Genomic DNA, 12,649 nt, shown 5'->3' with positions numbered 1-12,649 from the left:
ACCTCCAGTGACGTCTCAGTGTGTCATCACTGACGCTAGCACGTGACGACACACTGAGACATCGCTTGTAGGCTGGGGCCGTGGCCAGATGGGATCCCGGGACCGCGGACCGGCTGCGGAAAGCCGCGCTCGAGCTCTACGCCGAGCACGGGTACGACGCCGTGACCGTGACGCAGATCGCCGAGCGCGCCGGGATCACCCGCCGCTCGTACTTCCGTTACTTCCCCGACAAGCGCGAAGTCCTCTTCGCGGGCTCCGAGCAGTTGCCGCCCGCGATCGCCGAAGCCGTCCTCGCCGCCGACGACGCCGGGTCCCCGCTGCGCACGGCACTCGGGGCGCTCGCCGACGTCGGCACGCAGGTCACGCGACTGGTCGACCCGTCACCCGAGCGCCGGGCCGTCATCGCGGCCACCGCGGAGCTCCAGGAGCGCGAGCGGACCAAGGGCGCCGCGATCACCGCCGCGCTCCGCGAAGCCCTCGAACGCCGGGGCACCCCGCCCGACCAGGCGAAAGCAGCCGCGCAGGTCGCGACGATCGTCTTCGGCGACGCGTTCGACCGGTGGATCGACGCGGCCGGGAAGCAGGACTTCCCGGCATACCTGGAGACGGCCGCCGCAACCTTGCGCGAAGCCTGCCGCTAAAGCCGCACTTTCACGTGAAAGTGATCTGGAGGGACGACCTCCGGATCACTTTCATAGGGAAAGTGGCGCGCTTCAGCCGCGGGCGTGGGCGTCCAGGATGTGCGCGACGGCCTCGGTGACCTGCTGCGCGTAGCCCAGGTGCAGCCACTCGTCCGGCACGTGGATGTTCGAGTCCGACCCGCACGCGCCGGTGACCAGGAACTGCGCCTCCGGGTACTTCCGCGAGAGCAGGCCCATGAACGGGATCGACCCGCCCATGCCGGTCGCGCGGTGCGGCTGGCCGAAGACCTCGTCGCTGACCGTGCGCAGGGCCGACGTCAGCCACGGCGCTTCGGTCGGCGCGTTCCAGCCGTCCTCCGCCTGCGGGTTGTCGCCGAAGGAGACCTTCGCGCCGTACGGGACGTCGGTGGTCAGGGCCTTCTTCACGGCTTCGAGCGCCTTCTCGGCGTCGGCCGTCGGCGGCAGCCGGAAGCTCAGGGTGAGCGTAGTGCTCTCGCGCAGGACGTTGCCCGCGTCGGCCGGCTTCGGGAAGCCGTCGGCGCCGATCACCGACAGCGTCGGGCGCCACGCGTTGTTGAGCATCAGCTCCAGCGCGTCTTCCGTGATCACGCGCCCGCCTTCGACCAGCGGGAACGCCTTCGCCAGCGCGTCGGGGAAGTCCTTCGACACGGCTTCGAGCTCGGCCAGCCGGTCCGCCGGGACGTCGACCTTGAGCTCGTCGAGCAGCAGCTCGCCGGTCTCGCTGTCCTCGAGCCGCTCGATCAGGCGCCGCAGCACGCGGAACGAGCTGGCGACCACGCCCGAAGCGACGCCGGAGTGCTGCGCCGAAGCCAGCAGCTGCACGGTGACGTCGAGGTGCAGCATCCCGCGCAGGCTCGTGACCAGCCACAACCGCTCGTAGTCGCTGCCGCCGGCGTCCAGGCAGACGACCAGCGAGACCTCGCCGATCTTCTCGGCCAGGTGCTCGACGTAGGCGGGCAGGTCGGGGCTGCCGGACTCCTCGCCGGTCTCGAGCAGCACGACCGTGCGGGCGTGCTCGCCGCCGGCCGCGTGCACGGCCTCCAGGGCCGTCGTCGCCGCGTAGCCGGAGTAGCCGTCGTCGACGGACCCGCGGCCGTACAGGCGGCCGTCGCGGATCACCGGCGTCCACGGGCCGAGGCCCTCGGACCAGCCGCCGACCGGGGGCTGCTTGTCGAGGTGGCCGTACATCAGGACGGTGCCCTTGTCCGCCGCGCCCGGGGTCGCCGGGACGTCGACGAGCAGCAGGGGCGTGCGGTCTTCGAGCTGCACGACCTCGATGGTGGCGCCGGGCAGGTCGCGCCCGGCGATCCAGGCGCGGACGTGCTCGACGGCGGCGGCGAGGTGGCCGGTCTTGGCCCACTCGGCGTCGAAGGCCGGCGACAGGGCGGGGATCGCCACGAGCCCGGACAAACTGGGGGTGACCTCGTCGGTCCAGGCGGTGACAACGGACTCACGAACGGATTTCTGCTCCACGCCGCCATCGTGCCACGGGGGTCCCGGCGTGCGGCACGTCACAACGTCGCCACCGGTGGTGCGGAAGCGCGCACGCACGGCTGAGTGATCACCCCGCCGTACCAGGTGAACGCCCGGACCGGCGCCCGACCCTCGCAGGTCCGATGCTCGGGCGTCCTAACGTTTGCCCTGTTCAGCGCCTGTTTCTCAGCAACAAATAAGTATCCGTGACTCACCAAAGGGCGGACCATCGTGCCAGGATGTCCGCGTGAACCGTCAACGCCGACGGCGACCGAGCGCTTCGGACCCGATGCGCTGGTCCCCGCCGGTGCAGTCGCTGTGGTCGCCACAAGCGGCCGCCAGAGGCACCGACACGAGGAGTACTGCGCATGCCGTCCGAACAGTGGACGCACCCGGAACCCGGGGACGGGCCCGCCGCCGTGGCGGCCCAGCCCTCCCCGGAGCAGGTCATCGCCGGATTGCGAGCAACCAGCGAAGGTGGCGCTGAGCTGACTCAGCTGCTCACCCCCGAAGGCGAACGGGTGCCGTCGCCCCAGTTCGACAAGTACGTCGACGACATCGACGCCGAAGCCCTGCGCGGCCTGTACCGCGACATGGTGCTGGTGCGGCGGGCCGACCGCGAAGCCAACGCCATGCAGCGCCAGGGCCAGCTCGGCATCTGGGTTCCGCTGCTCGGCCAGGAAGCCGCGCAGATCGGCTCGGGCCGCGCCCTCCGGGCGAACGACATGGCCTTCCCCAGCTACCGCGAACACGGCGTCGCGTTCGCGCGCGGGGTCGACATGAAGGACCTGCTCGGCATCTTCCGGTGCACCGACCACAGTGGCTGGGACTACCAGCGCCACGGCTTCCACCCGTACACGATCGTGATCGGCAACCAGGTGCTCAACGCCGCCGGTTACGCGATGGGCCAGAAGTTCGAGGGCAAGGTCGGCGACGACGACGGCGAAGCCACGATCTGCTACTTCGGCGACGGCGCCACCTCGCAGGGTGACGTCCACGAAGGATTCGTCTGGGCCGCGGTCTACGACGCGCCGCTGGTGTTCTTCTGCCAGAACAACCAGTGGGCGATCTCGGAGCCGACCGAGCGCCAGTCGCGCCTGCCGCTCTACCAGCGCGCCCGCGGCTACGGCTTCCCCGGCATCCGCGTCGACGGCAACGACGTCCTGGCCTGCCTCGCGGTGTCCCGCTGGGCGCTCGACGAGTGCCGCCACGGCAACGGACCCGTCTTGATCGAGGCGTTCACCTACCGGATGGACGCGCACACGACGACCGACGACCCCACCCGCTACCGGCTCTCCGACGAGCTGGAGGAGTGGAAGCTGAAGGACCCGATCGAGCGCGTCCGGGCGTTCCTCGCCCGCGGTGGCGGCGCCGACCAGGCGTTCTTCGACAGCGTCCAGGAAGAGGCCGACGCGTTCGCGGCCGACCTGCGCGAGTACACGTTCAACATGCCGGAACCGCCGCCGGACCGGATCTTCAGCAACGTCTACGCCGAGGGCAACCCGGTGCTGGAGTCGCAGCGCGAAGAGTTCCTGTCCTACCTCGACGGTTTCGCCTCGGCGGGTGAGCACTGATGACCGACCTCCAGAAACTCACCATCGGCAAGGCGCTCAACCTCGGCCTGCGCCGCGCGATGGAAGAAGACCCCAAGGTCCTGATCATGGGCGAGGACGTCGGCAAGCTCGGCGGCGTCTTCCGGATCACCGACGGCCTGCAGAAGGACTTCGGCGAGCAGCGCGTGCTGGACACGCCGCTCGCGGAGTCCGGCATCATCGGCACCGCGGTCGGCCTGGCCGTGCGCGGCTTCCGGCCGGTCTGCGAGATCCAGTTCGAGGGCTTCATCTTCCCGGGCTTCGACCAGATCTCCTCGCAGCTGGCGAAGCTGCACTACCGGACGCAGGGCAAGATCAAGATGCCCGTCGTGATCCGGGTGCCGTTCGGCGGCGGGATCGGCGCGGTCGAGCACCACTCGGAGTCCCCGGAGTCGCTGTTCGCGCACATCCCGGGCCTCAAGGTCGTGTCCATTTCGAACGCCGTGGACGCCTACTGGGGCATCCAGGAAGCGATCAAGTCGGACGACCCGATCCTGTTCTTCGAGCCCAAGCGGCTCTACCACTCGGGTGCGCTGCGCGCGGAGATCGACGTCGCGGGCACGCCGCAGCGGATGTTCTCGTCGCAGGTCGTGCGCGAGGGCACGACCGCGACGGTCGTCGCGTACGGCCCGTCGGTGAAGGTCGCGCTCGACGCGGCCGCCGCGGCGGAGGACGAGGGCAAGTCGCTGGAGGTCATCGACCTGCGCACGCTCTCGCCGCTGGACCTCGGCCCGGTGTTCGAGTCGGTGCGCAAGACCGGACGGCTGATCGCGCTGTCGGAGGCGCCGTCCGAGTCGTCGCTGACGTCGGAGATCGCCGCGCGGGTGCAGCAGGAGTGCTTCTACTCGCTGGAAGCGCCGGTGCTGCGGGTGACCGGGTTCGACACGCCGTACCCGCCGGCCAAGCTCGAGGAGCACTACCTCCCCGACCTGGACCGGGTGCTGCACGCCATCGACCGCTCACTGGCCTGGTAAGGGGGATCCCGCGCAATGCCGACGTACAAAGAGTTCCCCCTGGCCGACACCGCCGAGGGGCTGACCGAAGCCGACATCCTGAACTGGCACGTCAAGCCGGGCGACACGGTCACGGTCAACCAGATCGTGGTCGAGATCGAGACGGCGAAGGCGGCCGTCGAGCTGCCGATCCCGTGGGCCGGCGTGGTCACGGAGCTGCACGTGGAGCCGGGGCAGACGGTGGAGGTCGGCACGCCGATCCTCACCATCGACGTCGACCCCGGTGGCGCGGCGGCGCCCGCGCCTGCTGCCGCGGCTCCCGCTCCGGCTCCGGTCGAAGAAGAAGAGATGAAGCCGCTGGTCGGCTACGGCTCCAAGGCCGTGGTCACGCAGCGGCGGGCCCGGAAGGGTGCCGCTCCGGCTCCCGCACCGGCCGCGGTGGCCGTCGCCGCTCCGCCCGCTCCGGCTCCCGTGGCCCCGGCAGCCCCGGCTGCTCCTCGCGGCGGGTACGTTCCGCTCGCGAAGCCGCCGGTGCGGAAGCTCGCGAAGGATCTCGGCGTCGACCTGCACGCGCTCACCGGCACCGCCGATGGCGGCGTCATCACGCGTGAAGACGTCGAGCGCGCCGCGAACGGGACCGCAGTCGTGCCTCCCGCCGCGGTTGCCGGCAACGGATCGCGCGAGCGGCGGGTGCCGATCAAGGGCGTCCGCAAGATGACCGCCGCGGCGATGGTGCAGAGCGCGTACACCGCTCCGCACGTCACGGAGTTCCTGACCATCGACGTCACGCCGATGATGGAGTTCCGCGAGAAGCTGAAGAAGTCGCGGGAGTTCGCCGGGGTGAAGGTCACGCCGCTGACGTTCGCCGCGAAGGCCGTGTGCCTGGCGGCGAAGCGCACGCCGGACATCAACGCGGTCTGGGACGAGGCGGCGCAGGAGATCGTCTACAAGGACTACGTGCACCTGGGCATCGCGGCCGCCACGCCGCGCGGCCTGATCGTGCCGAAGGTCCGGGACGCCGACTCGCTGTCGCTCAAGGAGCTGGCGCAGGCGCTGACGAAGCTGACCGACGTCGCCCGCGAGGGCAAGACGTCGCCGGCGGACATGGCGAACGGCACGATCACGATCACCAACGTGGGCGTGTTCGGCGTCGACACGGGCACGCCGATCATCAACCCGGGCGAGTCCGCGATCCTGTGCCTCGGCGCGATCAAGGACCAGCCGTGGGTGGTGGACGGCGAGATCAAGGTCCGCAAGGTGCTCCAGCTGTCCCTGAGCTTCGACCACCGAGTGGTCGACGGCCAGCAGGGTTCGGAGTTCCTGGCCGACGTCGGCGCCCTCCTGGCCGACCCGGCGATGGCGATGACTTACTGAGTTTTCTCAGGTGGAGGGCCGTCCCGGAAGTTCCGGGGCGGCCTTCCGCGGTCACGGGCCCCTGAAGACGATCCTCCCGGCGTCGAGGTCGACGCTGGACCTGACACTGCTCCAGTTCGTGCTGCTTGGTGCCGCCGAGGATCGGGCGTCAACCTATACTCACTTGACGGAGTGAGTACTCACTCCGCACACTGGTGGGATGACACCAGCACCCGAAACCCGGCGGAGAGCGCCGGGCATGAGCGCCGAAGCGCGGCGCGCCATGATCGTGCACGCGGTGCTGCCGCTCCTCATCGAGCACGGCGCGAACGTGACGACCAGCCAGATCGCCCGCGCCGCCGGCATCGGCGAGGGCACCATCTTCCGCGCGTTCAAGGACAAGGACGAGCTCTTCGACGCCTGCACCGCCGAGGCGCTGCGGCCCGACCACGTGCTCGACGCGATCGCCGAGATCCCGGTCGACCAGCCCCTCGCGGACCGGCTCGTCGAGGCCGCCGAAGCGCTCGGCGCGCACCTCGAGCGGATGGGCGCGCTGATGGGCGCCCTGCACGCGTCCGGCCGCGTCCGGCACCGCGACCCCGAGCAGCGCCTCAAGGACCAGCGCAAGACGTGGAAGGGCGGCCGCCGCGAGTCGATGGCCGCCATGCGCGGCGCGATGGTCGAGCTGTTCACGCCGGAGAAGGACCGCCTGCGCCTGCCGCCCGAGCAGCTGGCCGGCCTCTTCCTGACCTTGCTGTTCGGCGGCCGGATGGCCCCGGACGGCGACGTACCCACCCCGCGCCAGGTGGTCGACGTCTTCCTGCACGGCGCCGTGGAGGCCCCGTGATCCCGGGTGGTGGGGGCGGGATGGAGTTCATGATGGCCCGCCGCGGCCGTCGCCGGCACGCGTCGACCGTGCCGGAGAGCGGGCTCACGGGCCCGGTCGACATCCCGGAGCCGAAACCGGAAGACCAGCCGAAGGACCTGCGCTCGCGGCTGAAGCGCGCGAAGACGTCCGTGGCGGGCACGGTTCGCGGCCTGCCGAAGGTCGCCAAGCTGACGTGGCAGGCGAGCCCACCCCTGACGATCGTGCTCGCGCTGATCACGCTGTTGTCGGGCCTCCTCCCGACGGTGACGGCGTACATCGCGAAGCTGCTGCTCGACTCGGTCGTCGCGGCGATCCAGGGCAAGGGAACCACCGGCGACATCGTGAACGTGGCGCTGTTCCAGTTCGCCGTGCTCGCCGCGACGGCGATCAGCAGCGCGTTGACGTCGATCGCGCAGGCCCTGCTGCAGGAGCGCATGACGCTGACCATCCGCCACCGCGTGATGGCCCACGCGAGCGAACTGCACTTGGCGTACTTCGAGGGTTCGACGTCCTACGACATGCTGCGCCAGGCGGCGCAGGAAGCCCCGACCCGTCCGCTGTCGATGATGAACTCGGCGCTGGGCCTGGTCCGGACGCTGATCACGTTCGGCAGCATGATCGCGCTGCTCGTCTCGATCAGCCCGCTGCTGGCGCTGGTCGCGCTGCTGGCGCCGATCCCGGCGTTCATTTCGCAGTCCAAGTACGGCTCGCGCGCGTTCTGGCTGACGTTCCTGATGTCGCCGATCAAGCGGCGGATGGATTACCTGTCTTCGCTGGTCACGACGGACACGTACGCCAAGGAAACGAAGCTGTTCGGCCTCGGCCCGTACTTCGTCGACCGCTTCCGCCGCCTCGGCCTGGTGTCCTACGAGCGGCAGCGGAAGCTGACGATCAACCGCAACATCAGCTCGACGTCCTGGGGTCTGCTGAGCACGTTCGCGGGCTCGGCGATCGCGCTGTACATCGCACTGGAGGCGGTCGGCGGCCGGCTGACCCTGGGCGACCTGGCCCTCTACACGGCGGCGGCAACGTCCGTGCAGGCGTCGGTGTCCGGGCTGTTCACGGCGTTTTCGGGGATGTACGAGAACAATCTGTACCTGGACACGCTCTACCGCTTCCTGGACACGAAACCCGAGATCACCGCGCCGCCGTCACCGCGGAAGTTCCCGTCCGTTGTGGACGGTCACATCGAGTTCGATTCGGTGACGTTCGCCTACCCGGGCGCCGAGGAACCGGCACTGGAGGACGTCAGCTTCGAGATCCGCCCGGGCGAGACGGTGGCGGTGGTGGGCCGCAACGGCGCGGGCAAGTCGACGCTGTTCAAGCTGCTCTGCCGCTTGTACGACCCGACCGCCGGCCGCATCCTGTTGGACGGCGTGGACATCCGCGAGTACGACCCGGTCGAGCTGCGCGAGCGGATCAGCGCGATGTTCCAGGACTACGTGACGTACCAGGGAACGGCGGCGGAGAACATCGGGCTGGGGGACCTTTCGCGGTTGGAGGATCGCCCGCACATCGAGGATTCGGCCCGCCGAGCGGGCGCGGACGAGCGCATCGAGCGCCTGCCGTCCGGCTACGACAGCCCGCTGGGCCGATGGTTCGACCAGGGCGTCTCACTGTCCGGTGGCGAGTGGCAGAAAATCGCGCTGGCGCGGGCTTTCCAGCGGGAGGCACCGTTGCTGATCCTGGACGAGCCGACGTCGGCGTTGGACGCGCAGGCCGAGCACGACTTGTTCGCGCGGCTGCGCCAGCTGTCGGAGGGGCGGACGACGCTGTACATCTCGCACCGATTCTCGACGGTTCGGCAGGCGGAGCGGATCTTGCTGCTGGACCGGGGGAAGGTGGCGGAGTACGGAACGCACGAGGAGCTGATGGCGGCGAAGGCCGGGTACGCGGAGCTGTTCACGCTCCAGGCACGGGCGTACTTGGACGAGGTGCCGAGCTAAGGGTCCGGACGAACTCCGCGGGGATCTCGGTGCCCCCGCGGAGTTCGACGTTCCGCAGGTTCAACCAGGCTTTGGCGTCCTCGTCCGCGCGAAGCTGGACGGCTACGGTGTCGAGCACGCAGTCCCGCAGCCAGACCATCCGCTCGCGCTCGCTCCACAGCTCCAGCCGCAGTCTTGAGCGCAGGAACCGCACGTCCTCGAAGGTCAGCCGCGGAAAGCCGCCCTCGTCATCGCGCCATCCGGCGTAGAGGCCTTCGAAGTCCACATCGGTGTCGGCCAGCTCCAGCTGCTCGAAACGGAGTTCCCCGGCTTCGATGCTGAGCTGCGTGAAGTCCAGACGTGTGCACGCGACCCGGCACCGGTAGAAGTCGGCCGTTTTCCCTTCGACGGTCGCACCGGCCCAGCTGAGTTCCCGCCCGGTGAACTCGGTTCCGACGAACTCGACCGCGCCGTCGAAAGTCGCCTTCGCGAAGGTTGTGCGCTCGGCGGCGAAGCGCGTGCCGTGGCAGCTGAGGCCGCCGCTGAAGCGCGCGCGGTGGAACGAGGCCGACTCCCCGGTGAACTCCGCCCGGTCGAGGATCAGCCGCCCGCGGAACCGGAGCCCGGAGAAGTCGGCGTTCTCGAACACGACTTCGGTGAAGTCGAAGTCGATCGGCTGCCGCCACCACCGGAGGCCGGTGAGCCGATCGCGGAACATCCGGAGGATCGCTTCCCGCACCACGGCCTCACCGGGCGTCATGGCCGGCGGCTGAAGCCGCAGGTATCCGCAGAGGACGTCGACGCAGACCTGGCGCTTGTCCTCCCAGTCGTCAGCGAGCCCGGCAAGGGCGTAGACGCCGGTCAACCGGACCGCGGGACTGTCGTGGGCGAGTTGTTCGGCGGCGGCACCGAGCCGTTCGTTGAACCCTTGAACGGTCTCGCGCCCGGCCTTCTCGACGGCGAGGGCGTGCTCGTTCTCGGTGACCCGCTGCTTCCGGTAGTTGACGGCGAGCAGCACCACCCCACCCAGCCCGGCGACCACGGAGAGAGCGATCTTGAGCAGGTCGAGCAACTGGGCGACGTCGAACGCGGCCGTGGTGGGCAGCCGCGGCCAGCCGAGGAACCAGAGCAGCCCGCCCCCGGCACAGCCCGCAACGACGACGGCGATCGCCAGCCAGACGAGCACGGAGAGGGCAATACCGGCTCTCATCTGGGGAAACGCGGGAATCCTCAGCCGTTGACGCCCGGTCAGTGCGACGACGCCGAGCACCGCGAGCGCGATCAGGAGCCAGCGGAACCAGTCGGGCACGAGGTGTGACCCTAGCCGGTGAATTTCGGCTGCGGGAGCAAATCGGACAGGTCGTTCGTTGTCCCGGTATGGCTGTCGCGTTCCTGCTCTACGTCATCGCCGAGATCGCCGCGATCTGGGCGGTGGGCTCGGCTGTCGGCGTGCTCGGCACAGTGGCCCTCTTGATCGCCGGCGCCTTCATCGGCTCGTGGCTCGCCCGCCGCGAAGGTGCGAAGGCGATGCGGGCATTCGTGGAGTCGGCCCGGCTGGGACGCCCCTCGGAGAAGGAGCTGACCGACGGCATGCTCGTCGGGCTGGGCGGGGTGCTGATCCTGGTGCCGGGGTTCGTGAGCGACGTGCTCGGCCTGCTGCTGATCCTCCCGCCGTCACGCGCGGTGGCTCGGCGGTTGTGGCTGAAGCGGATGGAGAAGCGAGCGGTCCGGTTCGCGAACCAGCGTCGGGGTCCGGTGATGGTGGTGGATAGCGAGGTCGTGCCTCCGCAGGAGCCCCGACGCGACCGCGACCAGCCGACGGTGATCGAAGGCCGGGTCATCGAGGGGTAGCGAACCGGTCGTCGACCGATCACCCAGCCCGAAAGGATGTTTCGGGCCGACACGCTCCCCAATCGTAAGTTTCTGTCAGACGTCGCACATATGATCGAGTCGTGGTCAGCTTAGTCAACCCGGTTCGTCACCGCGGCAACCGCTTCCGGCAGGGCAACGTGCTCCCATATGCGCACGACGTCCCAGCCTTCGGCGGCCAACGCGGTGGTGACCAGCTGATCTCGCTCCATGTTCCGGCGAAGCTTGGGAGTCCAGTACCACTCGTTGCTCGTCGGCATCCGGCCGTGCTCAGGGCACACGTGCCAGAAGCAGCCGTCAACGAACACCGCAACCTTCCGCCGGGGGAAAACGATATCCGGCCGGACGCGAAGGCCGTCGCCGACCACGAGCGGCAGGTCCTTGCGGTACCGGTACCCAAGACGGTGCAGCTCCTTGCGGAGGGTGACCTCAGGTTTGGTGTCCTTCCGGCGGTTGGCTTGCATGTTGCGCGAGCGCCCCTCCGTAGCGGGCTTGGGGTAGGTACCCCTTGCGTGAGCGAGTTCACGCAAGTCGCGCTTGTCCGGACCCGGAGTAGTCATCAAGCAGGCAGTCTACGCTCGGCCGCTCCAGCCGTAAGGGATGATGGCCGTCGGTACACGCGGGCGAGCTCGCCTTGGAAGGGAAGATCATGAGCCAGGCCTTCGAGGCAATCGAAATCTGCGCCGGCATGGGCGGCCAAGCGCTCGGCCTGGAGAAGGCTGGCTTCACCCACCGGCTGGCGATCGAATTGGACGCAAACGCTAGCCACACCTTGAGGCAGAACTTGCCCGAGGAGGTCGTGCTCGAAGGAGATGTCGCTGACCCCAGCGTCTGGAATCCGCACGAGCACGGTCCTGGCGGCGAGGTCTACGAGAAGCGCGGACAGCTTGCCCTGCTCGCAGGCGGCGTGCCATGCCCGCCTTTTACCGTTGCGGGGAAGCAACTCGGCGCCAACGACGAGCGTGACCTGTTCGCGTGGGCGGTCGAACAGGTCAACATCATCAAGCCCCGTGCGGTGCTTCTTGAGAATGTGCGTGGTCTGAGCATGCCACGCTTCGCGGGCTATCGGCAGCACGTGCTGGACAGGCTTGCCGAGTTCGGGTACGTGGCTGAATGGCGCCTGCTTCACGCATCCGGCTTCGGCGTCCCCCAGCTACGACCGCGTTTCGTACTCATCGCCCTCGAAGAGGAGGACGCCAAGTACTTCAGCTGGCCACAGGAATCCGAGGCTGAGCTCACAGTCGGCGAGGCGCTCAAGGACCTCATGGGGGCCCGGGGCTGGAAAGGCGTCGACGACTGGGCCAGGAAAGCCGACAAGATCGCACCTACGATCGTTGGCGGCTCCAAGAAGCACGGTGGCGCAGACCTGGGACCGACCCGCGCGAAGCGCGCATGGGCTGAGCTCGGGGTCGACGCCATGGGCGTGGCAGACTTAGCCCCCGGCCCCGACGACGAGTTCAAAGTCGGCCCCAAACTCACCTGCGAAATGGTTGCCAGGATTCAGGGCTGGTCGGGTGAGTACCAGTGGGAGTTCACCGGCCGGAAGACCAGCCGCTACCGCCAGATTGGCAATGCCTTCCCGCCGCCTGTGGCCCGAGCACTGGGCGAGGCCATTATCCTTGCATTCAAGCAGGAGAAGCTTGCTGAGGAGCGCACGGCAGCCAATCATGACGCCGTGTACCGAGCGCTTCGCAACGCGGACGACTTCATCGAAGCTGAAGAAATCATCAAGTCGGCGGATCTACGGATTGACGTCGTCGAGCTCGAGCGCAGGATCGAGCTCTTGCGCCGAGACTTCGACATCGACATCAAGACGAGCAATGGAACGAAGATCTACCGGCTCGGAAATTTCAAGGCCTTCATCGGCCAGGAAGACCACGAACGGCACGCAAACTTCCTGAAGAACCGCGCGCGGATCAGCTAACCTGGGGTGCCACCTGAGCTGCCCGGCGTT

The 12,649-nt window shown here is 68.8% G+C and carries 11 protein-coding genes; 8 read left to right on the top strand and 3 right to left on the bottom strand.

Features of this window, described 5'->3' with window-relative positions; all coding sequences use genetic code 11:
* The first annotated feature begins 80 nt into the window (after positions 1–80).
* On the top strand, positions 81–641 hold the full coding sequence (locus MUY14_RS37475) for a TetR/AcrR family transcriptional regulator (protein ID WP_247016557.1): 561 nt from the start codon (positions 81–83) through the stop codon (positions 639–641).
* Between the two features lie 72 nt (positions 642–713).
* Here the strand turns inward: MUY14_RS37475 and MUY14_RS37470 are convergent, their stop codons facing one another.
* On the bottom strand, positions 714–2,135 hold the full coding sequence (locus tag MUY14_RS37470) for a M20/M25/M40 family metallo-hydrolase (RefSeq protein WP_247016555.1): 1,422 nt from the start codon (positions 2,133–2,135) through the stop codon (positions 714–716).
* A 368-nt stretch (positions 2,136–2,503) separates the two neighbouring features.
* On the opposite strand from MUY14_RS37470, the gene pdhA reads away from it, so the two are divergent.
* From pdhA to MUY14_RS37445, 5 genes are all read left to right on the top strand, one after another.
* Entirely contained in the window at positions 2,504–3,709 is a 1,206-nt protein-coding gene (gene pdhA / locus MUY14_RS37465) for a pyruvate dehydrogenase (acetyl-transferring) E1 component subunit alpha (protein ID WP_247016553.1), read from the top strand.
* Positions 3,709–4,701, top strand: coding sequence for an alpha-ketoacid dehydrogenase subunit beta (locus tag MUY14_RS37460; protein ID WP_247016551.1), 993 nt, complete (start codon positions 3,709–3,711; stop codon positions 4,699–4,701). The genes pdhA and MUY14_RS37460 overlap by 1 nt, the downstream gene beginning before the upstream one ends.
* A 15-nt stretch (positions 4,702–4,716) precedes the next feature.
* Positions 4,717–6,054 carry a dihydrolipoamide acetyltransferase family protein gene (locus MUY14_RS37455; RefSeq protein WP_247016549.1) on the top strand — a complete coding sequence of 446 codons (1,338 nt, stop codon included), beginning with the start codon at positions 4,717–4,719 and terminating at the stop codon, positions 6,052–6,054.
* A gap of 238 nt (positions 6,055–6,292) precedes the next feature.
* Complete coding sequence (locus MUY14_RS37450; RefSeq protein WP_247016547.1) at positions 6,293–6,880, top strand: TetR/AcrR family transcriptional regulator; 588 nt, start codon at positions 6,293–6,295, stop codon at positions 6,878–6,880.
* 20 nt (positions 6,881–6,900) lie between these two features.
* Positions 6,901–8,847, top strand: a complete 1,947-nt coding sequence (locus tag MUY14_RS37445) for an ABC transporter ATP-binding protein (protein WP_247016545.1) — start codon at positions 6,901–6,903, stop codon at positions 8,845–8,847.
* Here the strand turns inward: MUY14_RS37445 and MUY14_RS37440 are convergent.
* Positions 8,804–10,135, bottom strand: a complete 1,332-nt coding sequence (locus tag MUY14_RS37440; RefSeq protein WP_247016543.1) for a pentapeptide repeat-containing protein — start codon at positions 10,133–10,135, stop codon at positions 8,804–8,806. The genes MUY14_RS37445 and MUY14_RS37440 overlap by 44 nt on opposite strands.
* Before the next feature lie 68 nt (positions 10,136–10,203).
* Here MUY14_RS37440 and MUY14_RS37435 point away from each other — a divergent pair, with 68 nt between their 5' ends.
* Positions 10,204–10,677: an FxsA family protein gene (locus tag MUY14_RS37435; RefSeq protein WP_247016541.1), complete on the top strand. Its 474-nt coding sequence runs from the start codon at positions 10,204–10,206 to the stop codon at positions 10,675–10,677.
* Between the two features lie 110 nt (positions 10,678–10,787).
* On the opposite strand, the gene MUY14_RS37430 is transcribed toward MUY14_RS37435, so the two are convergent.
* Positions 10,788–11,255: a very short patch repair endonuclease gene (locus tag MUY14_RS37430; protein WP_247025442.1), complete on the bottom strand. Its 468-nt coding sequence runs from the start codon at positions 11,253–11,255 to the stop codon at positions 10,788–10,790.
* A gap of 89 nt (positions 11,256–11,344) precedes the next feature.
* Here MUY14_RS37430 and MUY14_RS37425 point away from each other — a divergent pair, with 89 nt between their 5' ends.
* The gene (locus MUY14_RS37425; protein ID WP_247016539.1) at positions 11,345–12,619 is read left to right on the top strand and encodes a DNA cytosine methyltransferase; all 1,275 of its coding nucleotides are present in this window, start codon (positions 11,345–11,347) and stop codon (positions 12,617–12,619) included.
* The last annotated feature ends 30 nt before the right edge of the window (positions 12,620–12,649 follow it).

Source organism: Amycolatopsis sp. FBCC-B4732 (assembly GCF_023008405.1).
GTDB lineage: Bacteria > Actinomycetota > Actinomycetes > Mycobacteriales > Pseudonocardiaceae > Amycolatopsis > Amycolatopsis pretoriensis_A.
Note: the sequence above shows the minus strand (reverse complement) of the source record. Positions and strands in the feature narration are given on the sequence as shown.